16 protein-coding genes and 3 rRNA genes are annotated in these 23922 nt (G+C 68.7%); 14 read left to right on the forward strand and 5 right to left on the reverse strand.

Features of this window, described 5'->3' with window-relative positions; genetic code table 11:
* The first annotated feature begins 15 nt into the window (after window positions 1–15).
* The 10 genes from AGRA3207_RS26900 (at window position 16) to rrf (ending at window position 12896) form a co-directional block, all read left to right on the forward strand.
* Window positions 16–294, forward strand: a complete 279-nt coding sequence (locus tag AGRA3207_RS26900) for a MoaD/ThiS family protein (RefSeq protein ID WP_231329793.1) — start codon at window positions 16–18, stop codon at window positions 292–294.
* Window positions 295–327: 33 nt separating this feature from the next.
* Complete coding sequence (locus tag AGRA3207_RS26905; protein WP_231329794.1) at window positions 328–933, forward strand: nucleotidyltransferase domain-containing protein; 606 nt, start codon at window positions 328–330, stop codon at window positions 931–933.
* Between the two features lie 145 nt (window positions 934–1078).
* Window positions 1079–1279: a cold-shock protein gene (locus AGRA3207_RS26910; protein WP_231329795.1), complete on the forward strand. Its 201-nt coding sequence runs from the start codon at window positions 1079–1081 to the stop codon at window positions 1277–1279.
* A 147-nt stretch (window positions 1280–1426) separates the two neighbouring features.
* Window positions 1427–1642 (forward strand): RICIN domain-containing protein, encoded by a 216-nt coding sequence (locus AGRA3207_RS26915; RefSeq protein ID WP_231329796.1) that lies wholly within the window; start codon window positions 1427–1429, stop codon window positions 1640–1642.
* 486 nt (window positions 1643–2128) lie between these two features.
* Complete coding sequence (gene groL / locus AGRA3207_RS26920) at window positions 2129–3757, forward strand: chaperonin GroEL (protein ID WP_231329797.1); 1629 nt, start codon at window positions 2129–2131, stop codon at window positions 3755–3757.
* Between the two features lie 2001 nt (window positions 3758–5758).
* Window positions 5759–6349, forward strand: a complete 591-nt coding sequence (locus AGRA3207_RS26925) for a phospholipid scramblase-related protein (RefSeq protein ID WP_231329798.1) — start codon at window positions 5759–5761, stop codon at window positions 6347–6349.
* A gap of 84 nt (window positions 6350–6433) precedes the next feature.
* The gene (locus AGRA3207_RS26930) at window positions 6434–6781 is read left to right on the forward strand and encodes a hypothetical protein (RefSeq protein WP_231329799.1); all 348 of its coding nucleotides are present in this window, start codon (window positions 6434–6436) and stop codon (window positions 6779–6781) included.
* 732 nt (window positions 6782–7513) lie between these two features.
* Window positions 7514–9029, forward strand: a 16S ribosomal RNA gene (locus tag AGRA3207_RS26935).
* A 449-nt stretch (window positions 9030–9478) separates the two neighbouring features.
* Window positions 9479–12602 (forward strand): 23S ribosomal RNA (locus AGRA3207_RS26940).
* Window positions 12603–12779: 177 nt separating this feature from the next.
* Window positions 12780–12896 (forward strand): 5S ribosomal RNA (gene rrf, locus AGRA3207_RS26945).
* The 16S, 23S and 5S rRNA genes sit together here, the layout of an rRNA operon.
* A gap of 73 nt (window positions 12897–12969) precedes the next feature.
* Here rrf and AGRA3207_RS26950 read toward each other — a convergent pair.
* The 4 genes from AGRA3207_RS26950 to AGRA3207_RS26965 form a co-directional block, all read right to left on the reverse strand.
* Entirely contained in the window at window positions 12970–14622 is a 1653-nt protein-coding gene (locus AGRA3207_RS26950) for a DNA repair helicase XPB (protein ID WP_231329800.1), read from the reverse strand.
* 452 nt (window positions 14623–15074) lie between these two features.
* Complete coding sequence (locus AGRA3207_RS26955; protein ID WP_231329801.1) at window positions 15075–15509, reverse strand: hypothetical protein; 435 nt, start codon at window positions 15507–15509, stop codon at window positions 15075–15077.
* Between the two features lie 126 nt (window positions 15510–15635).
* Window positions 15636–18092, reverse strand: a complete 2457-nt coding sequence (locus tag AGRA3207_RS26960; protein ID WP_231329802.1) for a helicase-associated domain-containing protein — start codon at window positions 18090–18092, stop codon at window positions 15636–15638.
* Window positions 18093–18227: 135 nt separating this feature from the next.
* Entirely contained in the window at window positions 18228–18845 is a 618-nt protein-coding gene (locus tag AGRA3207_RS26965) for a TetR/AcrR family transcriptional regulator (protein WP_231329803.1), read from the reverse strand.
* Between the two features lie 170 nt (window positions 18846–19015).
* On the opposite strand from AGRA3207_RS26965, the gene AGRA3207_RS26970 reads away from it, so the two are divergent.
* The 3 genes from AGRA3207_RS26970 to AGRA3207_RS26980 all read left to right on the forward strand — a co-directional run bounded on the left by AGRA3207_RS26970 (window position 19016) and on the right by AGRA3207_RS26980 (window position 21234).
* A complete protein-coding gene (locus tag AGRA3207_RS26970) occupies window positions 19016–19504 on the forward strand; it encodes a GNAT family N-acetyltransferase (protein ID WP_231329804.1) in 489 nt (162 codons plus the stop codon).
* Between the two features lie 590 nt (window positions 19505–20094).
* On the forward strand, window positions 20095–20751 hold the full coding sequence (locus tag AGRA3207_RS26975) for an HAD family hydrolase (protein WP_231329805.1): 657 nt from the start codon (window positions 20095–20097) through the stop codon (window positions 20749–20751).
* 87 nt (window positions 20752–20838) lie between these two features.
* Window positions 20839–21234, forward strand: a complete 396-nt coding sequence (locus AGRA3207_RS26980) for a cold-shock protein (protein ID WP_231329806.1) — start codon at window positions 20839–20841, stop codon at window positions 21232–21234.
* Window positions 21235–21335: 101 nt separating this feature from the next.
* Here AGRA3207_RS26980 and AGRA3207_RS26985 read toward each other — a convergent pair whose 3' ends face one another.
* Window positions 21336–22751 (reverse strand): MFS transporter, encoded by a 1416-nt coding sequence (locus AGRA3207_RS26985; protein ID WP_231329807.1) that lies wholly within the window; start codon window positions 22749–22751, stop codon window positions 21336–21338.
* 235 nt (window positions 22752–22986) lie between these two features.
* Between AGRA3207_RS26985 and AGRA3207_RS26990 the strand changes: the two genes are divergently transcribed.
* Window positions 22987–23862 (forward strand): DUF3027 domain-containing protein, encoded by an 876-nt coding sequence (locus tag AGRA3207_RS26990; protein WP_338028224.1) that lies wholly within the window; start codon window positions 22987–22989, stop codon window positions 23860–23862.
* Window positions 23863–23922 lie beyond the last annotated feature (60 nt).

The following is a 23922-nucleotide window of genomic DNA, read 5'->3' on the forward strand; positions in this document are numbered from 1 at the left end:
CGAAGGAGCAACCACATGAGCAGCGTGTCCGTCCGCATCCCGACCATCCTGCGGACCTACACCGGCGGCGAGGCGGAGGTGAAGGCCGAGGGCGCCACTCTCCGCGCGGTCGTCGCCGACCTGGAGTCCAGCTACACGGGCATCTCCGGCCGCATCCTCGACGACGCGGGCAAGATCCGCCGGTTCGTCAACGTCTACGTGGGGGACGAGGACGTCCGCTTCGTCGACGGCCTGGACACCGCCACCCCCGACGGCGCCCAGGTGTCGATCATCCCCGCCGTCGCGGGAGGCTGACGCCCACCGGGGCTTTTCGGGTAAAGCCTCATCATGGGCATTGCGAACTTCATGGCCGGCTCGGTCCTGGCGCACCCCGCGGTGCGCCAGGTCGAGCTCGCCGGCTCCCGGGCGCGCGGAACCGCCACCGAACTCTCGGACTGGGACTTCCACGTCTACGTCGACGACTTCGCCCACGTGGCCTCCGACCTGCCGGAACTCGCCCGCCCGCGGAACCCCCTGGCCGCCCAGTGGGACCCGCTCGGAGAGGTCGCGAGCTACCTGCTGATCTTCTCCGGCCCCACCAAGGTCGACCTGCTCTTCCCGGACGTCCCCCGTCGCTCGAACCCGCCCTGGCGCGTCGGCCCCGACACCCTCGCGGCCATAAACGCTCACTTTTGGGACTGGACTCTATGGCTGGTGAGTAAGCGCCGCCGCGGTATGACGGACCGGGTCCGCGGCGAACTGCTGGGCATGAGCCGGCACATCCTCGAACCGCTGGGCATCCGCTCCGTCCCGCCCAGCCTCGAAGACGCGGCGGCCCGCTACATCCGCGCCCGCGACCGCCTGGAGACCCGCTACGGCCTGCATCTTTCCCGGCGGCTCGAACAGGAGGTCCTCCCGCTCGTCCACTACCGGCCGTCCGGCCTGGCGTCCTGACGTCGGACCTGTTCGCTAAGGTCGTCCCCGATCACGCCGAGTCGACCCCGCCGCGGCCCGCGAGGCCACGGAGACACGGGTGTTCACGGACCCGCGAAGAAGGGGCGAGGTCCGAGACATCACGAGGACGAGCGGCAGGTTCGATATGGCGCAGGGCACGGTGAAGTGGTTCAACGCCGACAAGGGGTACGGCTTCATCTCCGTCGACGGCGGTCAGGACGTCTTCGTCCACTACTCGGCGATCCAGATGGAGGGCTACCGCAGCCTGGAGCAGGGCCAGCGGGTCGAGTTCGAGATCGCCAAGAGCGACAGGGGCTTCCAGGCCGAGGCGGTGAAGGTCCTCTAAGCCACCCCGCCCGCTCCCGCGGCAAGCGCGCCCCCGCCCGACGAGGCCCCCATCAGGCGGGTTGTTCAATCGTCACAGATAGTTGACTGAACTAGCGCTGAGTAGTCGGATGGGATCGCCTCAAGGACTCCAACTGGAAGGGCGGTCATGTCCCGTTTCACCCGCCTCTCGGCCACCGGAACCATCCTCGCCACGCTGCTGGTCCAGCTCGCAGCATCTCCAGCGGCCGAAGCGGTCTCGGTCGACGCCCCCACCGCTTTCCGGAACGTCGGGACGGGGCTGTGCCTTGCGGGCAACGACAGGGGAGACGTCTACGCGGTGGGCTGTACGGGCAGCAGCTACCAGCAGTGGGCTCAGCAGTAGTCTCGATCGGCAGTCGCGCGTGACTCCCAGTGCCGGCGGAGTCTGGTGCAGGGTCTCGCCCCGAATGTCGCAGCTCGTGCTGGACACTCCGTGACCATGCTGCACGGGACGTACGCGCGCTGCATCGACAGTGAAGAGATCATGAACCGGCGCCGAGACCGGCGCTCGGTGCCCCTCAAGCCCCTGCCGTAGAACACGCGGACAGACGGCGCCCCTCCCACGCGCGGCTCCGACGCAGGTGAGAACGCGTTCGGTCAGCCAGGTGAACCTTCCCCCGGCACGGGCATGCGCCGCTTGCACTCGACAGGGTAGAGTGCTAAAAAACGGTTGGCACTCCAATGTGGAGAGTGACAGCTTCACACAGTGTGGGTCGGGGCGATGAGGTCCCGGTCCGGCGGCGGAATGGCAGCCGTCGGCCCGGTGGCCGTCCGTCGCGGGCGTCGGCTCGATCCTTTTAGCCACCTTGTTCCGGGAGGACTGGAGCCTATGGCTGCAAAGATGATCGCGTTCGACGAGGAGGCCCGTCGCGGTCTCGAGCGCGGCATGAACCAGCTCGCCGACGCCGTGAAGGTGACCCTTGGTCCCAAGGGCCGCAACGTCGTGCTGGAGAAGAAGTGGGGCGCTCCCACGATCACCAACGACGGTGTGTCGATCGCCAAGGAGATCGAGCTCGAGGACCCGTGGGAGAAGATCGGCGCGGAGCTCGTCAAGGAAGTAGCCAAGAAGACCGACGACGTCGCCGGTGACGGAACCACCACCGCGACCGTCCTGGCCCAGGCGCTGGTGCGCGAGGGCCTGCGGAACGTGGCCGCCGGGGCGAACCCGATGTCCCTCAAGCGGGGCATCGAGGCCGCGGTCGAGCGGGTGAGCGAGGAACTGTCCAAGCTCGCCAAGGACGTGGAGACCAAGGAGCAGATCGCTTCGACGGCCTCCATCTCCGCCGGTGACGCGCAGATCGGCGAGATGATCGCCGAGGCGATGGACAAGGTCGGCAAGGAAGGCGTCATCACGGTCGAGGAGAGCCAGACCTTCGGTCTGGAGCTTGAGCTGACCGAGGGCATGCGCTTCGACAAGGGCTACATCTCGCACTACTTCGTGACCGACCCCGAGCGGATGGAGGCGGTCCTCGAGGACCCGTACATCCTGATCGTTCAGGGCAAGGTGTCGGCCAACAAGGACCTGTTGCCCGTCCTCGAGGGCGTCATGCAGTCCGGCAAGCCGCTGCTGATCATCGCGGAGGACGTCGAGGCGGAGGCCCTGGCCACGCTGATCGTCAACAAGATCCGCGGCATCTTCAAGTCCGTGGCCGTCAAGGCCCCGGGCTTCGGCGACCGCCGCAAGGCCATGCTGAACGACATCGCCGTCCTCACCGGCGGCCAGGTCATCAGCGAGGACGTCGGCCTCAAGCTCGAGAACACCACGCTCGACATGCTCGGCCGGGCGCGCAAGATCGTCATCGCCAAGGACGAGACCACGATCGTCGACGGTGCCGGCGACGCCAACGAGATCGCGGGCCGGGTCAACCAGATCCGCACCGAGATCGACAACACCGACTCCGACTACGACCGCGAGAAGCTCCAGGAGCGCCTGGCCAAGCTCGCGGGCGGCGTCGCGGTGATCAAGGCCGGTGCCGCGACCGAGGTGGAGCTCAAGGAGCGCAAGCACCGCATCGAGGACGCCGTCCGCAACGCCAAGGCCGCGGTCGAGGAGGGCATCGTCCCCGGTGGTGGCGTCGCGCTGCTGCAGGCCGGCACCAAGGCGTTCGACAAGCTGGAGCTCGCGGGCGACGAGGCCACCGGTGCCAACATCGTCAAGCGCGCTCTGGAGGAGCCGCTGAAGCAGATCGCCGTGAACGCCGGCCTCGAGGGCGGCGTCGTGGTGGAGAAGGTCCGCTCGCTCACCCCGGGCGAGGGCCTCAACGCCGCCAGCGGCGACTACGTCAACATGTTCGAGTCGGGGATCCTCGACCCGGCCAAGGTGACCCGGTCCGCGCTGCAGAACGCCTCGTCGATCGCCGCGCTGTTCCTGACCACCGAGGCCGTCATCGCCGAGAAGCCCGAGAAGAACCCGGCCCCGGCGGGCGGCATGCCCGACGCCGGCGGCATGGACTTCTGAGCGGGTCGGTAAGCCGTACGCCTCCGTGCGTATAGAGGGGCGGTTCCCTGGGAACCGCCCCTCTTGGCGTCCCGGCGGCCCCACCGCCCTTCCGCTGTCCGCCGACTGTCCTTCGTCCGACTTGTCTACAAGGCTCCTGCGCCGCCTTCAGTCGCGCTGCCTGCCCACCGCGGAGATCATGCCTCGGGTCCGCGCGGACGTAGCAGGCCGGTAACCGTCCGGGCACCGTGGGAGCGCAGGCGGTCGAGGACGCCTTTAAGCCTTACGACGGGAAACGCGAGACGACGTAGCGAACGCATTCGCCGGTGCGCTCTCCGCTTCGACACCACCGCCGCCGAACCTGCGAAATCCCATCAGCCGAAACCGCCTGTGGCCGTCTGAGTTCGCAGCCTCTCGCCGTCGGCAAGAACGTCCTCCAGCCGGGTGACAATGTCTGCCAAACGGTACTCGACTAGCGCTCCCCTTTGCCTCACCACCGGTACCCACGTCGTCCCTGCGCCGCAGGTCACGCACGGTTCACCCGAACAGCATCCTGATTTACATGGCAGATTCCCTACGCCTTTCAGCTTCTTCGGGCGCCCGTCATTCGTCCGGGGACGCGCGACGGTGGTCTCGCGCGATCGCTCGTACCGCCGCCGGATCAGTTCCTTGACCGTGCTCGGCAGCGCCGTCTCGAATTCGATAAATCGATACCCACCCATCCGAGACGCTGTGGCTGCTGCGCATAGGCCAGGCCGATTACGACAGATCCCGTCGGGGAGCCGGGCGTCCGCCTGCGCCACGTACTCGATGACCCCCACCACCCACCTGGCACCCCGGACCGTCCGCGCTGCGGACGCTGTCCGAGAACCGCGACGCGCGCTGGATCGCCGGTTGTGACCGCTGCCGCGGGCAGCCGCTGGAGCCGCGCGCTTTGCAACGTTCACGCCGGACATCGCGTACAGCACCGACGACCTGGCGGTGATGCAGGCCCTGGGGGCGGCACGACTCGGTGTCACCGCCGTTCGGGCCTGGCACTTCGGGTCCTACCTAGACACCGTTGCGAGGCCACCGAGGTGCCCGGGAGGTCCTACCCGGCATACGCGGCAACCCACGGCGAACTGCCCGATCCGCCGACGGCCATGGCGCTGTTCGCCGCCCTGCGCCAAGCCGCTTGATTCCGGCGTCGCCATGTGATCCGCCGTCACCGTCTTCGCGCGTTCGTCCCTCGCATGCGTTCGGATCGCCGCCCGAGCGCGGTGTCGCCGACCGCGCGTCCGTCCATGTCGATCCCGGACGGCGAGTGGCCTCTGCCAGTGAACGTCCGCCGCTCCCGCGTCCGGCAGCGGCGCCCTCGCCGCGGCCGAGGTCCAGGGCGGTGCCGGGCGGCAGCGCGGTGGTTCTGCGCACCGGGATGGCATCGGGGTCACCGCTCCAGATCCTCTCGTGCCACAGATCGTTCATGCGAGTGCGCGGCCTCGGCCTGGCACGGCGTCTTCCACAAGCGGTTTGTGTCGCGCATCGCGGTTGACCCGCCGACCGCCGGAAGTGGCGGGCCACCGGTCACGCTCGTGCAGTCGTAGCGAGGCGACATCGGAGATGTAAGCGCTGGTCAGGCCATGCTGCCACCCAATGCCCCGATCTCGGCGGAGGTCTCGAACCAGACCTGACGCGCCTGCGGTCTGTGGCAATCGCGGTTCGACGGGTTCTCTGAGTTCGGTGGTTTGGAGAGTGGAAGCCGACGTCGAGTGCGCTCACGTCACCTTGCGTGAAGCCCCCGCACGGCTTCCTTCGATTTGTGTAGAACCTCGACGCCAGAAGGTGCTTGCCCGAACGTGAGGCCGCCTGGGTACCGCCAGGTCACGTGGATGCCGGACTGGGAGCGCTCATCGCGCGGATCGGGCTGCCCTCGCAAGTGCTTCCCCCAGGGGGCTGTGCTTGGCAGGATCGCAGCTTGGGTGGACGTCGCACTGCGCGAGCATCGTGACGATCCATGGGGCGATCGAGAGGACAGGAGAACGAGTGCGTGACGTGTTCAGCTCACCGGTGCTCAAGATCGAACAGCCGCGCAGGGGGCCGTTCGCCAAGTCGCGGTACAGAGTGCTCGACGGGGACGGCACCGTCCTCGCCGTCGCGGGGGAGGCGAGCGAGAAGAACCGGGGGGAGTCGCTGCGCACGGTGTTCCCGGGCAAGTCCGACCTCGATGCGCGCGCCGTCGTCCTGACCATCCCGGACGGCGAGCCATTCCTCGTCATCGACAAGCAGTCCGGGCGCGAGCTCACCGAGGTGCGCCTGCCTGACGGCGAAGCCGTCGGCTCTTTCGTGACGGAGCGCGTCGGCCGGCGCTACGCGATCCGCGACGGTGAGAACAAGACGATCGGCACGGTCTCCGTGGACGTGCCGCGCAACAACTTCGCGGTGACGGACGCCGACGGCGGCAAGGTCGCCCACGTGCGTAAGAAGTGGGCGGGCCTCGCCACCCACCTGCTGACGACCGCGGACAAGTACAGCGCGGAGATCTTCGATCCGGTCCGGGAACCGCTGCGGACGATGGCGGCCGTGACGGCGATCGTCATGGACCTGAACCTGCACGAGTCCAAGGAGATCACCTGACCGCGAATCGCGGGTATCGGCGGACGATCACGCGTAGGGCTTCCCGTGCCGCGAGCGCGGAGGTACGTTCCGATCGTGCAGGCCATGCCAGGACGACCGAACGGCTGGTGGATCTCACCGGCCATTCCGAGCATCGCGAACTGCGTCCTCGCCCTGCTCTGGATCTTCTCGGCACTGGGGGGCTGGGGTGACGCCGCCTTCTGCGGAGACGATGACGCGCACGACCCCCGCTGCGGAGCCGCTTTCGAAGACGCCGTCCTCTTCTCGGTCCCGGTCGCCTTGCTCGCGACCGGGCTCGCCGTCGCCGCCTGGGTGATGCCCGCCCTCCGGCAGAACGCGGGACGGTTGGACGCGTTCCTCACCGTGGCGGCGATCGTCTGGGTGCTGGCCGAAGGGGTCCTCTTCGTAGGCGGGTACCTGGCGCAACCGTGAGCGGCACCGGGTGCGGCCTTCGACGCAACTCCCGAACGATCGTGGCAAGAATTTTTTTGATGTCCTGAAGCGTGATGAATGGGGCGTATGACCGGGACGATCCGGGGCAAACCCCAAGGTCGGACGGTCGGGCGCCCCGCCGGAGCTCCCGCGGAGCGGCCGAGTCCGCCACGCTGAAGCGCGCGAGGTGGTTTGACGTCGTCCTCTCGGGGGCATACTGTTCACTTCGCCCCACAGGGAGCAGCACGCCGGACGGCGGGCGGCCTTGATGGGGAACCCAACTATCGAATCAGCCGACGCGGCTTCGTCGTGTCTGCTGTCCGGTGGTGGGCCGGGACGGCTCGATTTTGAGAATCGCGCCGGGTCTGGTGAAATAGCGTCACCGCCTGAAGGGGCCGCGCAAGCGGAACTGGAAGGCGTTATCGGAAAAGACCGGAAATTGACAAGCCGGACGGATCCGATAAAGTAAAAGAGTCGCCCCGGAGCGAGGCTCGTGAAAGCGGGTCAAGCGCGGTGGGTGTCCGTTTCTTGAGAACTCAACAGCGTGTTAAAAGCCAGTGCCTTTATCGGCTCGGCCGGCAGGCCGGGTCGCCCCGTGCCATCGTTCTTTGGTGTTCGGTGGCGGGGATTTCTTTGAGGCAATGCGATCCTCCATCCGTGGGGGGTTGTTTGCTGGGATTTTCTTCGGAGGTTTGGCTGCCTGGGGTTCGCCCCCTGGGTGGTCGTGTGGCCTTGATGGAGAGTTTGATCCTGGCTCAGGACGAACGCTGGCGGCGTGCTTAACACATGCAAGTCGAGCGGAAAGGCCCCTTCGGGGGTACTCGAGCGGCGAACGGGTGAGTAACACGTGAGCAACCTGCCCCTGACTTTGGGATAAGCCTGGGAAACCGGGTCTAATACCGGATATGACCATGCCGCGCATGTGGTGTGGTGGAAAGTTTTTCGGTTGGGGATGGGCTCGCGGCCTATCAGCTTGTTGGTGGGGTGATGGCCTACCAAGGCGACGACGGGTAACCGGCCTGAGAGGGCGACCGGTCACACTGGGACTGAGACACGGCCCAGACTCCTACGGGAGGCAGCAGTGGGGAATATTGCGCAATGGGCGGAAGCCTGACGCAGCGACGCCGCGTGAGGGATGACGGCCTTCGGGTTGTAAACCTCTTTCAGCAGGGACGAAGCCAACGTGACGGTACCTGCAGAAGAAGCGCCGGCTAACTACGTGCCAGCAGCCGCGGTAATACGTAGGGCGCAAGCGTTGTCCGGAATTATTGGGCGTAAAGAGCTCGTAGGCGGTTTGTCGCGTCTGTCGTGAAAGCCCACGGCTTAACCGTGGGTCTGCGGTGGATACGGGCAGACTAGAGGCAGGTAGGGGAGAATGGAATTCCCGGTGTAGCGGTGAAATGCGCAGATATCGGGAGGAACACCGGTGGCGAAGGCGGTTCTCTGGGCCTGTACTGACGCTGAGGAGCGAAAGCGTGGGGAGCGAACAGGATTAGATACCCTGGTAGTCCACGCCGTAAACGTTGGGCGCTAGGTGTGGGGTTCTTCCACGGATTCCGCGCCGTAGCTAACGCATTAAGCGCCCCGCCTGGGGAGTACGGCCGCAAGGCTAAAACTCAAAGGAATTGACGGGGGCCCGCACAAGCGGCGGAGCATGTTGCTTAATTCGACGCAACGCGAAGAACCTTACCAAGGCTTGACATCGCCGGAAAACCAGCAGAGATGCTGGGTCCTTTTGGGGCCGGTGACAGGTGGTGCATGGCTGTCGTCAGCTCGTGTCGTGAGATGTTGGGTTAAGTCCCGCAACGAGCGCAACCCTCGTTCCATGTTGCCAGCACTTCGGGTGGGGACTCATGGGAGACCGCCGGGGTCAACTCGGAGGAAGGTGGGGATGACGTCAAGTCATCATGCCCCTTATGTCTTGGGCTGCAAACATGCTACAATGGCCGGTACAGAGGGCTGCGATACCGTGAGGTGGAGCGAATCCCTTAAAGCCGGTCTCAGTTCGGATCGAAGTCTGCAACTCGACTTCGTGAAGTCGGAGTCGCTAGTAATCGCAGATCAGCAACGCTGCGGTGAATACGTTCCCGGGCCTTGTACACACCGCCCGTCACGTCACGAAAGTCGGCAACACCCGAAGCCCGTGGCCCAACCCTTGTGGGGGGAGCGGTCGAAGGTGGGGCCGGCGATTGGGACGAAGTCGTAACAAGGTAGCCGTACCGGAAGGTGCGGCTGGATCACCTCCTTTCTAAGGAGCAACCAGCTGGCCCGCGCAGCCCACCCGGCCCCTCTCAAGGGGGTTGGTGGTGTGCGGGTCGGTGGCCGCCGTTGACGGCGCATGTCCGTCAGGTGGCTGCTCATAGATGTGGAGCACTGGTTATTCAGTCTGCGGGCCGTGCGGCCCGGTCAGTACCGCCCCCGGTTTCCGGGGGAGTGGGAGTACCGGAGCTGGGCGTCTTGGGGGCTGGGCACGCTGTTGGGTCCTGAGGGAACGGGCGTACGCGCCTGGGTGCCTCTGGATCGCGGGACCACGTTCACTCCGTCTCTCCGATGGTGTGGCGTGGTGGGCCCGGTTGTTTTTTGAGAACTGCACAGTGGACGCGAGCATCTCTGGTAGATGACGGCATCTGGTCGGGCCTTTGCGGGTTCGTGCCGGGTGTTGTTGTTTATCTGCGATTTGTTTTGATCGTTTTGTGTGTTCAAGTTTTTTAGGGCATACGGTGGATGCCTTGGCATCAGGAGCCGATGAAGGACGTGGGAGCCTGCGATATGCCTCGGGGAGTCGGCAACCAGATTGTGATCCGGGGATTTCCGAATGGGGAAACCTGGCACCCGTCATGGGGTGTCGCCGCCGCCTGAATGTATAGGGCGGCTGGTGGGAACGCGGGGAAGTGAAACATCTCAGTACCCGCAGGAAGAGAAAACAATTGTGATTCCGTGAGTAGTGGTGAGCGAAAGCGGAGGAGCCTAAACCGTGCGCGTGTGATAACCGGCAGGTGTTGCGTGTGCGGGGTTGTGGGACCATCCGGTCAGTGCTGCCGCGCTGGCAAAGAGTTACAAAACATCGTGATAGTCGAACGGCATGGGAAGGCCGGCCATAGACGGTGAGAGTCCGGTAGGCGAAATCATGATGTCTCTTGGGTGTGTTCCCGAGTAGCACGGGGCCCGTGAAATCCCGTGTGAATCTGCCACGACCACGTGGTAAGGCTGAATACTTCCTGATGACCGATAGCGGACCAGTACCGTGAGGGAAAGGTGAAAAGTGCCCCGGTGAGGGGTCGTGAAATAGTACCTGAAACCGTGTGCCTACAAGCCGTCAGAGCGTCCTCAACGTCCCGCTTGCGGGGGTGTTGTTCGTGATGGCGTGCCTTTTGAAGAATGAGCCTGCGAGTTATGGTGTGTGGCGAGGTTAACCGGTGGCGGGTAGCCGTAGCGAAAGCGAGTCTGAAGAGGGCGTTTTTAGTCGCATGCTGTAGACCCGAAGCGGGGTGATCTAGCCATGGGCAGGGTGAAGCGCCGGTAAGACGGTGTGGAGGCCCGAACCCACCAGGGTTGAAAACCTGGGGGATGACCTGTGGTTAGGGGTGAAAGGCCAATCAAACTCCGTGATAGCTGGTTCTCCCCGAAATGCATTTAGGTGCAGCGTTGCGTGTTTCTTGCCGGAGGTAGAGCTACTGGATGGCTGAGGGGCCCTACAAGGTTACTGACGTCAGCCAAACTCCGAATGCCGGTAAGTGAGAGCGTGGCAGTGAGACTGCGGGGGATAAGCTTCGTAGTCGAGAGGGAAACAGCCCAGATCATCGGTTAAGGCCCCTAAGCGTGTGCTAAGTGGGAAAGGATGTGGAGTTGCCGTGACAACCAGGAGGTTGGCTTAGAAGCAGCCATCCTTGAAAGAGTGCGTAATAGCTCACTGGTCAAGTGATTCCGCGCCGACAATGTAGCGGGGCTCAAGCACACCGCCGAAGCCGTGGCACTGCACCCCTGTGTGGGGTGTGGTGGGTAGGGGAGCGTCCTGCAGCCGGTGAAGCCGCCGGGTGACCGAGTGGTGGAGGCTGCGGGAGTGAGAATGCAGGCATGAGTAGCGAATCACACGTGGGAAACGTGTGCGCCGGATGACCAAGGGTTCCTGGGGCAGGCTAATCCGCCCAGGGTAAGTCGGGACCTAAGGCGAGGCCGACAGGCGTAGTCGATGGACAACGGGTTGATATTCCCGTACCCGCTGGTATGCGCCAACGCCGAACCCTCTGATGCTAACCACCCGAACCGTTGCCGGGGCCTTCGGGCTGCGGTGGTGGGGAGCGTGGGGCCCGAGGGGGTAGTAGGTGAGTGATGGGGTGACGCAGGAGGGTAGCTCAGCCCAGGCGATGGTTGTCCTGGGGTAAGCATGTAGCCCGTGCCATAGGTAAATCCGTGGCGCATCAAGGGTGAGATGTGATGCCGAGCCGTTTTAGGTGAAGTGAGTGATCCCATGCTGCCGAGAAAAGCCTCTAGCGAGTGTACCGGCGGCCCGTACCCTAAACCGACTCAGGTGGTCAGGTAGAGAATACCAAGGCGATCGGGTGAACTGTGGTTAAGGAACTCGGCAAATTGCCCCCGTAACTTTGGGAGAAGGGGGACCTGGCCTGGTGAAGGGATTTACTTCCTGAGCTGGGCGGGGTCGCAGAGGCCAGGGGGAAGCGACTGTTTACTAAAAACACAGGTCCGTGCGAAGTCGTAAGACGCTGTATACGGACTGACGCCTGCCCGGTGCCGGAACGTTAAGAGGACCGGTGAGACCCCTTTTCGGGGGTCGAGGCTGAGAATCTAAGCGCCGGTAAACGGCGGTGGTAACTATAACCATCCTAAGGTAGCGAAATTCCTTGTCGGGTAAGTTCCGACCTGCACGAATGGCGTAACGACTTCCCCGCTGTCTCAACCACAGGCCCGGCGAAATTGCAGTACGAGTAAAGATGCTCGTTTCGCGCAGCAGGACGGAAAGACCCCGGGACCTTCACTATAGCTTGGCATTGGCGCCTGAAGCGTCTTGTGTAGGATAGGTGGGAGACTGTGAAGCCCAGACGCCAGTTTGGGTGGAGTCGCTGGTGAAATACCACTCTGGTCGTTTTGAGCGTCTAACCCGCACCCGTGGATCCGGGTGGGGGACAGTGCCTGGTGGGTAGTTTAACTGGGGCGGTTGCCTCCTAAAGTGTAACGGAGGCGCCCAAAGGTTCCCTCAGCCTGGTTGGCAATCAGGTGGCGAGTGCAAGGGCACAAGGGAGCTTGACTGTGAGACGGACGTGTCGAGCAGGTGCGAAAGCAGGGCCTAGTGATCCGGCACCGACGTGTGGAAGTGGTGTCGCTCAACGGCTAAAAGGTACCCCGGGGATAACAGGCTGATCTTCCCCAAGAGTCCATATCGACGGGATGGTTTGGCACCTCGATGTCGGCTCGTCGCATCCTGGGGCTGGAGTAGGTCCCAAGGGTTGGGCTGTTCGCCCATTAAAGCGGCACGCGAGCTGGGTTTAGAACGTCGCGAGACAGTTCGGTCCCTATCCGCTGCGCGCGCAGGAGAATTGAGAGGGTCTGTCCCTAGTACGAGAGGACCGGGACGGACGAACCTCTGGTGTGCCAGTTGTCCCGCCAGGGGCACGGCTGGTTGGCTACGTTCGGCAGGGATAACCGCTGAAAGCATCTAAGCGGGAAGCCTTCCTCGAGATGAGTTCTCCCTCCCGCTTTCGGGTGGGGTAAGGCTCCCGGTAGACGACCGGGTTGATAGGCCGGAGATGGAAGCGCGGTAACGTGTGGAGTCGACCGGTACTAATAGGCCGAGTGGCTTGAACACACTTGACGTTCAATCCACATCGCACACCACACGCTTGTGTGTGGTGGGTCTGCGTGTTCGCGTCCCTGTGTGGTTCCCGGAAAACAAACGGGAACCCGTTTGACAAGTGCATATATGTTCGAGCCTGGCTCGGACGCCTTGGGTTTGCCTGCCCCGGTTGGGGTGGTGCGTTGGGCGTTCGGTGGTTATGGCGAGGGGGAAACACCCGGTCCCATCCCGAACCCGGAAGTTAAGCCTCTCAGCGCCGATGGTACTGCACGGGAGACTGTGTGGGAGAGTAGGACACCGCCGGACATTTTTTGCAGGAAGGGCCCCGCCATACGGCGGGGCCCTTTCTCATTTCCGGGTACGAATGTGTGATCGGCCGTCAGATGTCGTCGCCGGAGAGAACGGCGCCGGCGTCGACGATGCGGTAGGCGTAGCCCTGTTCGGCCAGGAAGCGCTGGCGGTGGGCGGCGTAGTCCTGGTCGAGGGTGTCGCGGGCGACCACGGCGTAGAAGCGGGCGCCCTGGCCCGACGCCTTGGGGCGGAGGAGGCGACCCAGGCGCTGGGCCTCTTCCTGACGGGACCCGTACGCACCCGACACCTGGACGGCCACGGACGCCTCGGGGAGGTCGATGGAGAAGTTCGCGACCTTGGAGACCACCAGGACGTCGATTTCGCCGCTGCGGAAGGCGTCGAAGAGGCGCTCGCGTTCACGGACGCGGGTCTCGCCCTTGATGACGGGGGCGTCCAGAAGCGCGCCCAGCTCGTCGAGCTGGTCGATGTACTGGCCGATGACGAGGGTCTGCTCGCCGCGGTGACGGTCCACCAGGGCCTGGACGAGCTTCGTCTTGGTGTCGGTGGTGGCGCAGAAGCGGTAGCGCTCCTCGGGCTCGGCGGTCGCGTAGGCGAGCCGCTCGGAGTCGGTGAGGGTGACGCGGACCTCGACGCAGTCGGCGGGGGCGATCCAGCCCTGCGTCTCCATGTCCTTCCAGGGGGCGTCGTAGCGCTTGGGGCCGATGAGGGAGAACACGTCGCCCTCGCGGCCGTCCTCGCGGACGAGCGTGGCGGTGAGGCCGAGGCGGCGGCGGGCCTGGAGGTCGGCGGTCATGCGGAAGATGGGCGCCGGGAGCAGGTGGACCTCGTCGTAGACGACGAGACCCCAGTCGCGGGCGTCGAACAGCTCCAGGTGGGTGTAGACGCCCTTCCGGCGCGTGGTCATGATCTGGTAGGTGGCGATGGTGACCGGGCGGATCTCCTTCTTCGCGCCGGTGTACTCGCCGATCTCGTCCTCGGTCAGCGTCGTGCGCCGGAGGAGCTCCTGCTTCCACTGGTGTGCGGAGACGGTGTTGGTGACGAGGATCAGCGTGGTCGCCTCGGCGCGGGCCATGGCGGTCGCGCCGACGATGGTCTTGCCCGCGCCGCAGGGCAGGACGACGACGCCGGAGCCGCCGTGCCAGAACGCCTCGGCGGCGTCCCGCTGGTAGGAGCGCAGCTCCCAGCCGTCCTCGGAGAGGGAGATCGGGTGGGCCTCCCCGTCCACGTAACCGGCGAGGTCCTCGGCGGGCCAGCCGAGCTTGAGCAGGGCCTGCTTGAGGGCGCCGCGCTCGCTCGGGTGGACGGCGACGGCGTCCTCCCCGATCCGCTCGCCGAGCATGCCCTTGATCTTCTTGGCGCGCAGCACCTCTTCGAGGACGGCGCGGTCGGAGGAGGACAGGATGAGACCGGACGCGGGGTCCTTCTCCAGGCGCAGCCGCCCGTACCGGGCCATCGTGTCGGCGACGTCGACGAGCAGGGCATGGGGGACGGCGTAGCGGGAGTACCTGAGGAGGGTGTCGACGACCTGCTCGGCGTCGTGTCCGGCGGCGCGGGCGTTCCACAGGGCGAGCGGCGTCACCCGGTAGGTGTGGACGTGCTCGGGCGCCCGTTCGAGCTCGGCGAACGGGGCGATCTCCTTACGGCACGCGTCGGCGAGCTCGTGGTCGACCTCGAGCAGGAGGGTCTTGTCGGACTGGACGATCAGCGGACCATCGGACACGTAACAGCAGCCCCCGTCGGGAATCGGTGATGGATGCCTTGCCCCGCGGGTGCACCGTACCCGAGGCCCGGCCGTGCGCGGCACCTTCTCAAGCAACGGCCGGGGACGGACATCTCTTCCCGTCCCCGGCCTGGTCGGACGTCCTTGACACCCGCGGGCGGGTGGCCGTCGGCGGGTGCCCCGGGCCGGAGGAGTCAGGTCCGGACGGCGGACAGGAGGGACGCTGTCGCTGATCGGCACGCTCTTCGGGGAGGGGCCGTGCCGCTACCGGGCGCTCGCCGTCTGGGGCGGCGCCGGTGCCAGGCGCCTGACGGTAAGCGCGCTTCTTCGTGAACGTCCCGCCCGCTTTGCTCGTCGCGGCGCCGCCGACGGACGGACGGCCGTGCCGCTGGGGCGTGCCGTGCGTCGCGCTCACTCTGCGTCGCGGGGCCGCTCCGCGATGGAGCCGAGGGTCAGATCCCGGACGAGGAGCCGTAATCCGGTTCGGAGTTCGCGGCGAGGACGATCCAGGCGACCATGACGATGATCGCGACGACGATGGACGCGCCGAACAGGACCCAGCTCCACATCGTCAGCCGCCGCGCCGAGTAGGGGTCGCTTTGGGCCCGGCCCATCGCGATGGCGGCGAGGATCACACCGGGAATCGCGACGATGTTGCAGCAGAGCACGATCGCGACGATGTTGCAGATCAGCGCCGCGATCGTGGAGCCGTTGCCGGCGGGGGCGTACGGCACTCCGGGCGGCCCGTAGCCGTAGCCGTACCCGGGGGGCGGGCCCTGGCCGTAGGGGTCTGCGGGCGGCGGGCCGTACCCACCGCCGCCCCAGCCCTGCGACCCGCCGTAAGGGTCCTCCCAGCCGGGCGGCGGACTCCCTCCGTACCCGCTCACAGGCACCCTCCTTCTCGCCGTCCCGCCGGGCCGTCCGCCCGGTCCCGGGTCGAGGGTGGCACGTTACCGGTCCGGAACGTGCCGTCTTCACCCCGTTGGACAGTTCGGGTGCTTCGCCGGTTCCGCTCAGGTTCCGGCGCGGGGATCGTCGTCCAGCTCGGAGACGCCGGTGATGCGGTGCAGCGCGAACCGGTGCACCGCCGCGCGGGTCGCGTCGAAGCCGGTGAGGAAGCCGCCCTCCACCCGCACGGGCTCCACGATCCGGCTGGACGACTGGCCCTGCTGGTCGAGGTAGCCGATCCAGACGCGGCCGCCGCGCTCCACGGCGGCGCGCAGCCGCTCGACGGTGGCCATCGCCGGGGAGCGGGGCGGTTCGCCCGCGGGGGCCTCCGCGCGCAGCCGGGCCTGCTCGGCGCCGTGCGCGGACGCCTCGTCCCCGGCGCGCAGGGCCCGCACGGCCGCGGAGATCATCGAGTCGTCGGCCGACTCGTCCGGCCGGAGCCGGACGATCTCGGCGGTCGGCGGCGGCTCGGCGCGCTGCGCGTCCGGCCGGGTCACGATCACCCCGCCGCCCGGGGTCTCGGCGACGGGCGCGAGGCCCATCGCGCGGAGCCCGTCGAGCAGCTCCGCCCGGTGCAGCCCGGACGCGAGGACGGTCGGGGCGAGCCGGTACAGGTGCAGCGGGTCGGCGCGCCGGTCTGCGAGGATCTCGTCGAGCGTGGCGGGCGAGTCCGTCCGGACGTAGGACGCGAGGGACCCGACCCGCAGGTGCCCGTGCCGGCGCGCCACGTCCTCGATGAGGTAGGTGAGGGGCTGCGGCAGCGGCGTCGCCGAGTGACGGGCGAGGAGGGCGGTCACGTCGGCGGCGGTGCGGCCCGCGTCCAGTGCCCGGCGGACGGAGCCGGGCGTGAACCGGTAGACGGTCGCGCCGCCCGTGGACTCCACGTCCGCGGCGAGGGCCAGCTCCCGCGCCAGCTCCGTCACCAGCGGGCCGGGGGCGATCGCGGTCAGGTCGGCCTGGATGACGATCTCGTCGACGGGCTCGGGCAGGTACTTCTCCAGGACGGGCTCGGGGTCGTCGCCGGCGACCAGGTCGCGGGCGAACGGGGCCAGCTCGCCGAAGCCGGTGAGCCCGAGCACGGCCGCCTCCCGCAGCGTCCAGCCGAGCAGCCGGTCGCGGGACGGGCCGCCGCGGCGCGGGCGCAGCCACGCCACCCGGGTGCGGAGCGCGTCGGCGTCGACGACCACGCCGCGGCCGGCGCTCGCGAGCACGTCCAGGGTCGTCCGGCGCACGGACGGGGCGCTTCCGCGCACCATGCCCTCGCTCAGCGCGTTGATCAGCCGGTCGCGGTCGTCGCGCTCCCCGGCGAGCCCGGCGGCCCGGTCGGACTTCAGCCAGCCGCGCGCCAGTTCCGTCCACCGGCCGGCGGTGTCGCGCATCAGCCACAGGTCGTAGGCGGGGGTGGGCAGCCACTCGCCGTCGAGGTCGCCGCTGCGGGTGAGCAGGCCCGCCGCGTACGCGATCTCGGCGAGCAGCGCCGCCTTCCACTCCGGGACGTCCAGCAGCGTCGCCGCGGCCCGCAGGTCGCGGACGGCGAGGCCGCCGCTGCGCAGCACCGGCGGCGGGTCCAGCCCCCAGCGCTCCAGCAGCTCCTCGGTGAGCCGGACGGCGTTGAACGCCTCACCCGCCGCGGCCCGTACCACGAGGTCCTCCCGGCGCTGCGCGGCGACCACGTCCGCGGCGCCGCCCGCCGGTCCGGCCGGTCCGATCGGCCCGCCCGCCGGTCCCGCCATGCGGGCGCCGTCCGTCGCCGTGAGCGGGGGCGGTTGCGCGGTGAGGTCCTGGAAGAGGCGGCCGCGGCGCAGGTGCAGGGCGATCTCGCGGGGGAGGGTGACCGTCCGGTCGTCCTCGGCGGCGAGGAGGCCGCGGGCGAGGAGCCGCTCGATCGGGGTGGTCGCGGTGGCGATCCGGACGGGACGGCGGGCGTCGGCGACGCGGCCGACGGGCGGGCCCCACATGAGCTGTTCGAGGGCGGCGCGCGCCTCCGGGCCGGCGTCGTCGAGGAGTGCCGCGGGGTCGTCCAGGAGGTCGGCGAGGCGGCGCAGGAGCCGTCCGGTGTCGGCGAACCCGCGCGGCGCCTCCCCCTCCAGGTCGGTGATCAGCACGGTGAGCCGCTCGGCGGAGTAGCCGGCGAACACCTCCTGGACGGGCGGGCCGAGCCCCGCCGGATGCGGGATCACCTGCCGGACGCCGGGGGCCGTCGCCAGCGTCCCGTCACCCCAGGCCAGCCCGAACCGCAGGAGCGTGCGGGCGGCGTCGCCGACCTCGGCGGGGGTGGCGTCCAGCGCGGCGGCGAGCGCGGCCGTGTCCACCGGCGGCAGGACGAGCAGGGACTCCAGCAGAGCGAGCGTGAAGCGGTCGAGCCGGTCCAGGGCCCGGGAGATCGCGGCGGGCGTCGCCGCGCGGGCGGCGAGCGCGGTCAGGTCGGCGGGGACGGGCGCGAGGAGTTCCGGGCGCGCTGCCAGGAGCGCGCGCAGCTCGTCGTCTCCGCGCGCGCGCAACCAGTCCGCGTACGTTTCCATGCCGTTCCCCAACCTTAGGTGCCGCGCGCCGTGCGGTGCCCGGGACCCATAGAGCAGGAACTCAGAGTAGGCGCACTGCGTAGGTGAGCGGCATGGGAGTGCGGACGGCGCGGGCGGTCGGGTCCGGCCGGGAGGTCAGGAGGCGGGCGCGCGCTCCAGGTGGACGAGGCCGAGCCCGAGCCGCGCCCAGCTCTGGACGAACCGCTTCTCGTCGATGCGGGTGGGCGGCTCGTACATCGCCTCGTTGGCGAGCCAGTAGTTGACGACCGCGCCGCCCAGGATGGCGGCGACGGCCGGCCAGTCCTCGTCGGAGTCCACGAGCTCCGGCTGCTGGGACAGCCAGGTGGCGATGCCGTCGTACAGGGGGTTGACGATGCCCTCGCGCATCTCGGCGACGAGGTGGGGGAACTGGTCGAGGTCGCGGAACAGCACGCGGATGAGGTCCTGCTCCTCGCGCATCTTCGCCAGCCCGGCCTGGCAGGTCATCCGCAGCCGGGTCTCCAGCGGGCGGTCGGCGAACGCGGTGGCCAGCTTCAGCACGTCGCTGATCTGCCGCCGCGTCCGCTCGATGTGCTCCCGGATGGCCGAGGCGAGCACCTCCTCCTTGGAGCGGAAGTGCCGGTACAGGCCGCCCGCGCCCGGGGAGAGCCCGGCGGCGGCCTCGATCTCGGCGACCGACGTCGCGGCGTAGCCGCGGTCGGCGAACAGCCGGAGCGACTCGGCCACGATCCGATCGCGGGTGGATGGCGTCATGGTGTTGGGATCCTCCGCGAGAACAGTAAGGCATCCTCGACCTGGGAGCCCCCCGGCCCGGGGTCGGCGCGCCCGAATTCGTGATCTGTCTCGCACCCGGCCAGGTGCGACTAGAGTTCTGTGCTTCGCGCCCCTGTCGCCGGAGGGGGCGTCGCCGGAAGGGTCGACGGATGTTCGTTTCTCCGCGGAAGGCGGGCCAGGGGGCCTTCCTCCCCGAGGAGTTCGTGGTCCCCACGCTGGTCGCCGGACCCCGCTTCCAGATCCGCCCGATCACGGTGTCGGACGTGGTCAAGGACTACGGCGCGGTGATCGGCAGCCTGGACCGGCTGGCCGGGCGCTTCGGCCCCGAGTGGGGCTGGCCCGACCAGGAGTTCACGTTCGAGCAGGCCCTGATCGACGTCGCCTGGTTGCAGAAGGAAGGCCAGCTCAGGCGCTCTTTCAGCTACGTGGTGATCACGCCGGACGGGGAGCGTCAGCTCGGCCGCATCCACGTCGCCCCGTGCGACGGCCCGGACGCCGACGCCGTGGTGGTGTTCTGGGTGCGGGCCGACGAGGAGGACTCGGCTCTGGAGAAGGAGCTGGAGGAGTTCGTCCGCGAATGGGTCACGACCGCGTGGCCGTTCGACACCGTCCGATTCCCGGGACGCGAAGGTAAGTAACGGGTGGCGTGACTCGGTGACAATTTTCTGACCGATCCGTTAGCCGGGACGGCCGAGGACACCGCCGGCCGCCCGCCTCGGCCGCCCGCCTCGGCCGCCGTCAGGACGATGCGTCGGTGATCACGTACCCGGGCGATCACCCGCCTGGCGATCACCGGCCCGCGGGGTGATGATCGAACCGGTGATGATCAACCGGTGGGCGCCCGCCGCCGCCATCGCCGTCTCGTCGCCTTTGCCGCCGGGTGCGTCACCGGACGCGCCGCCCGGCTGGACGAGGGGCCGGTCGTGGCGGTCTTCTGGTCGTCCTTTTGCTCCCGGTGGCCCGTTCGGGCCCTGCGTTTTCCCTGGTCACGTGGTTCGTGGGCAGGGGCCCGGGTATACCCGCAGCACGGGCGGCCGTTCCGGTCGACCGGACACACCAGTTCCGGTCGATGACAAAAACGGCGGCCGCCGTGCGAGAAGGTTCCCGCGCTCTCCTACTCGGATCCCGTCGCATCGCCACTACCAGGGGAGCGCGGGTTCTCGCGTGCGCGGACCCCGGCCGGGGGTGCCTGGCCTTTCCGGCATTTTCGGCCTCTACCCTGTGTGGCGTGCCGGATCTTCCTTTTTCGGACGACACCGCCGGACGCGGTGCCGCCGTCCCCCTCGCCGTCGGCTTCGACCTCGACCTGACCCTGGCCGACACCCGCGCCGGGATCGGGGCCGTCTACGCGGCGCTCGCCGCCGAGACCGGCGTGCCCATCGACACGGGGCAGGTCGTCCGGCGCATCGGGCCGCCGCTCGAAGTGGAGCTCGGGTACTGGTTCCAGCCTGGCGAGGTCCCCGAGATGGCGGCCCGCTACCGGGCCATGTACGCCGATATCGCCATCCCCGCGACCGTGCTCATGCCGGGGGCCACCGCCGCGCTGGAGGCCGTCCGGGCGCGCGGGGGGCGGGTCATCGTCGTCTCCGGCAAGAACCAGGCCGACACCGAGCGCACCGTCCGCTATCTGGGGCTGGAGGTGGACGCCGTCGTCGGCGGGCTGTTCGGTTCCGACAAGGGAGCCGCGCTGCGCGAGCACGGCGCGCACGCCTACATCGGCGACCACACGGGCGACGTGGACGCCGCGCGGGCCGCCTCCGCCGTCGCCGTGGCGGTCGCCACCGGCTCGTTCGACTCGGCCGCCCTGACGGCGTACGGGGCCGACGTGGTCCTGCCCGACCTGCACCCCTTCCCCGGGTGGCTGGGGGACTTCGCCGCGGCCTGATCGGCCGGGCAATAATCGTGTTCACCGCGTCGCGGCGAGGCACTAATCTTGGGGCCAATTCAGGACGATTACCAGACGAGGTCTCCCGTGCCGACTGGCAAGGTCAAGTGGTACGACTCCGACAAGGGGTTCGGCTTCCTCACCCGCGACGACGGGGGTGAGGTCTTCGTGCACTCCTCGGCCCTGCCGGGAGGGGTGACGACGCTCAAGCCGGGCCAGCGCATCGAGTTCGGGGTGGTCGAGGGACGCCGCGGCCAGCAGGCGCTGTCGGTGCGGATCCTCGACACGCTGCCGTCGGTCGAGAAGACCATCGCCAAGCAGCGCCGGAAGAAACCCGACGAGATGGTCCTCATCACCGAGGACCTCATCAAGCTGCTGGACGGGATCTCCACGACCTACCGGCGGGGCAAGCACCCGTCCCCGGCCGAGGCGAAGAAGATCGCCACCGTGCTCCGGGCGGTTGCGGACGACCTGCACGCCTGACACGCCCCGGGCCGCGGACGCCCCCGGGCCGCCCCGGCCGCGGGCGGCCCGTCCGGGGCGTGGGCTGTGTCGAGCGGCGGTCGAGCGGCGGTGTCGCGCGGTCAGGTGCGCATCTCGGAGTGCGCCGCGTCGCCGATCGCGGTGGACGGCCGCTGCTTCTGCTCGCGATGGGGGCGGCCGCGTGCCTTGCGCGACAGCAGCAGCGCGGACGCCAGCGCCAGCACGCCCGCGACGGCCGCCATCGCGACACGGCCGTCCGCGACGATGGACATGCCGAGCCCGAGCAGGCCGCCGATCACCCAGACGAGCTGGTGCAGCGTCTCGGAGACCGCGAACGTGGACGAGCGCATCTCCTCGCCGATCTCCCGCTGGACGACCGCGTCCATCGACAGCTTGCCGAGGACCTGGCCGAGACCGGCCGCCAGCGCCACCGCCAGCGCCGCCCACAGCCCGAAGAACGCGGCGCTGACCGCCGTGACGGCCGTGACCGCGCCCAGCGTCGCCGAGACGATCAGCCGGGGCGCCCGCGCCTTCATGTAGGCGCCGAGCGTCGTGCCGATCAGCCCGCCCGCCCCGGCGAACGCCGCCAGCAGGCCCAGCGCGACGTTGTGCGACACCGGGTCGAACCGTTCCTGCCGCAACAGGAACGCCAGGTAGAGGATCAGGAACCCCGAGAACGCCCGCAGGACGGCGTTCGCCAGCATCGCCTCGGCGACGACCGGGCCGACCCGGGGGAGCGTCCGCCAGTGGCTCCGCGGCTTGGTGGCGTCCGGCGGCCGCTCACTCTCGGGGGTGTCGGCGTGGCCGGGCAGCCGCATGGTGAACACGACGCCGAGCAGGAACACGACCGTCGCGACGCGCAGCGCCCAGTCGGCGCCCGCGAACGCGGCGAGACCCGCGCCGAGCGGCGCGGTGACCGACGCCGCGATCAGCCCCGCGAACGAGGCCCGCGCGTTCGCCGTCACCAGCGTGATCTGGTCGGGCAGGACGCGCGGCGTCACCGCCGCCCGCAGCACCCCGAACGCCTTGGACAGCACCAGCACCCCGAACGCGGCGGGCAGGAACGTCACCTGGTCGCCGTTCAGCACCGCGCCCGCCATCGCCCAGCACAGCAGGCCGCGGATCACGAACGAGCTGGCGATGGCGTACCGGCGGACGTGCCGCGTCCGGTCCAGGGCCGGGCCGATCAGGGGGGCGACCAGCGCGAACGGCGCCATTGTGACCAGCAGGTAGAGCGCGACCTGGCCGCGCGCCTGGTGGACGTCCAGGCCGAAGAACAGGGTCCCGGCCAGCGCCACCGCCACCAGCGCGTCACCGGCGGCGTTGACCGCCGACGCCTCGACGAGGCTGCCGAGGCCGCTGCGCCCGGCGCCGTGCGCGTGCGTGACGCGGCGGGTCAGCCGGCCCGTCCCCAGCAGCGCCCCGCATGCCGGACGGCAGACGCGGCGGAACGTCCGCGCCGCGCCCGAGGCCCCGGCGCGCACGGAGTGCCCGATCGGGTGGGGCCCGTCTCCCATGCCGCTTGATCCCCCTATTTGTGGTCGTCCGCGGTCTTCGTTGAGGTACGGCCGCCGGAGTGGCTCAATTGAGGGTACGTTCCCTTCTTCGTGCCCGGCTCACCTCCGCCAACGGGGTGGACGCGCCTGCCGCGCCCGTTGTTCGGCCCTGATCGGGGCCGGTAGAGGACGATCGAGGGGTGATCGAGGGTGGCGGTGTGCCCGGTCACATCCCCGGATGGGCGAGAATTGTGGTGTGAGTCCACTGCGCCAGTCCAGCCCCGCGCGCTCCGCCGCCGCGCGCACCACCGCCCCGCGCGCCGGCGGGAGCGCCCGCCGTACCCGGACCCCCGTCGTCGACGCCGCCTGCGCCGAGGCGGTGGACCTCGCCCGCGAGGCCGCCGAGGAGATGGCCCGCCCGCTGCCGGTGGGCGAGGCCCTGGGCCTGCGCCCCGAGGGCGACCGCGTGGTCACGCACTACTTCGCGTCCCGGGATCCCGCCTACACGGGCTGGCGCTGGGCGGTCACCGTCACCCGCGCGTCCCGCGCGAAGAACGTGACGGTCAGCGAGTGCGTGCTGCTGCCCGGGGACGACGCGCTCCTCGCGCCGCCGTGGGTGCCGTGGCTGGAGCGGCTGCGCCCCGGTGACCTCGGCCCCGGCGACCTGCTGCCGACCGCGCCCGACGACGTCCGGCTCGTCCCCGGCTACACCGAGGTGGACGACTCCGTCGAGCACGAGGCGGCGTGGGAGCTCGGCCTCGGGCGCGTCCGGGTGCTGTCCCGGGAGGGGCGGGACGAGGCCGCCGCGCGCTGGTACGAGGGCGTCGCCGGCCCCCGCGCCTCGATCGCGGCGTCCGCCCCGGCACAGTGTTCCACCTGCGGTTTCTTCGTGACGCTGGCCGGTGAGCTCCGGCAGGTCTTCGGCGTGTGCGCCAACGAGTACGCCCCCGACGACGGCCGCGTGGTGTCGGCCGATCACGGCTGCGGCGCCCACTCCGAGGCGGTGTCGCTCCCGGCCGTGTCCGAGCACGGCCCGCCGATCATCGACGAGCTGGGCTACGACGTCGTCCCGGCGGGCGCCGCCGCGGAGGACGCCGAGGCCCAGGACGAAGAGGCCCTCGGCCACAGCTGACCGGCGCACGGGCCCGGTCTCTCGCTGGGAACGACCCCACACACCCCCCGGAACGGACAG

The sequence above is a fragment of the Actinomadura graeca genome (assembly GCF_019175365.1).
In the GTDB taxonomy this organism is placed as follows: domain Bacteria; phylum Actinomycetota; class Actinomycetes; order Streptosporangiales; family Streptosporangiaceae; genus Spirillospora; species Spirillospora graeca.

Bases quoted from the DNA above. Each gene is read 5' to 3' on its own strand.
- AGRA3207_RS26985 (WP_231329807.1), bottom strand. From the start codon at position 22,751: ATGGGAGACGGGCCCCACCCGATCGGGCACTCCGTGCGCGCCGGGGCC.
- groL (WP_231329797.1), top strand. From the start codon at position 2,129: ATGGCTGCAAAGATGATCGCGTTCGACGAGGAGGCCCGTCGCGGTCTC.
- AGRA3207_RS26905 (WP_231329794.1), top strand. From the start codon at position 328: ATGGGCATTGCGAACTTCATGGCCGGCTCGGTCCTGGCGCACCCCGCG.
- AGRA3207_RS26930 (WP_231329799.1), top strand. From the start codon at position 6,434: ATGCCAGGACGACCGAACGGCTGGTGGATCTCACCGGCCATTCCGAGC.
- AGRA3207_RS26960 (WP_231329802.1), bottom strand. From the start codon at position 18,092: ATGGAAACGTACGCGGACTGGTTGCGCGCGCGCGGAGACGACGAGCTG.
- AGRA3207_RS26915 (WP_231329796.1), top strand. From the start codon at position 1,427: ATGTCCCGTTTCACCCGCCTCTCGGCCACCGGAACCATCCTCGCCACG.
- AGRA3207_RS26900 (WP_231329793.1), top strand. From the start codon at position 16: ATGAGCAGCGTGTCCGTCCGCATCCCGACCATCCTGCGGACCTACACC.
- AGRA3207_RS26910 (WP_231329795.1), top strand. From the start codon at position 1,079: ATGGCGCAGGGCACGGTGAAGTGGTTCAACGCCGACAAGGGGTACGGC.
- AGRA3207_RS26970 (WP_231329804.1), top strand. From the start codon at position 19,016: ATGTTCGTTTCTCCGCGGAAGGCGGGCCAGGGGGCCTTCCTCCCCGAG.
- AGRA3207_RS26965 (WP_231329803.1), bottom strand. From the start codon at position 18,845: ATGACGCCATCCACCCGCGATCGGATCGTGGCCGAGTCGCTCCGGCTG.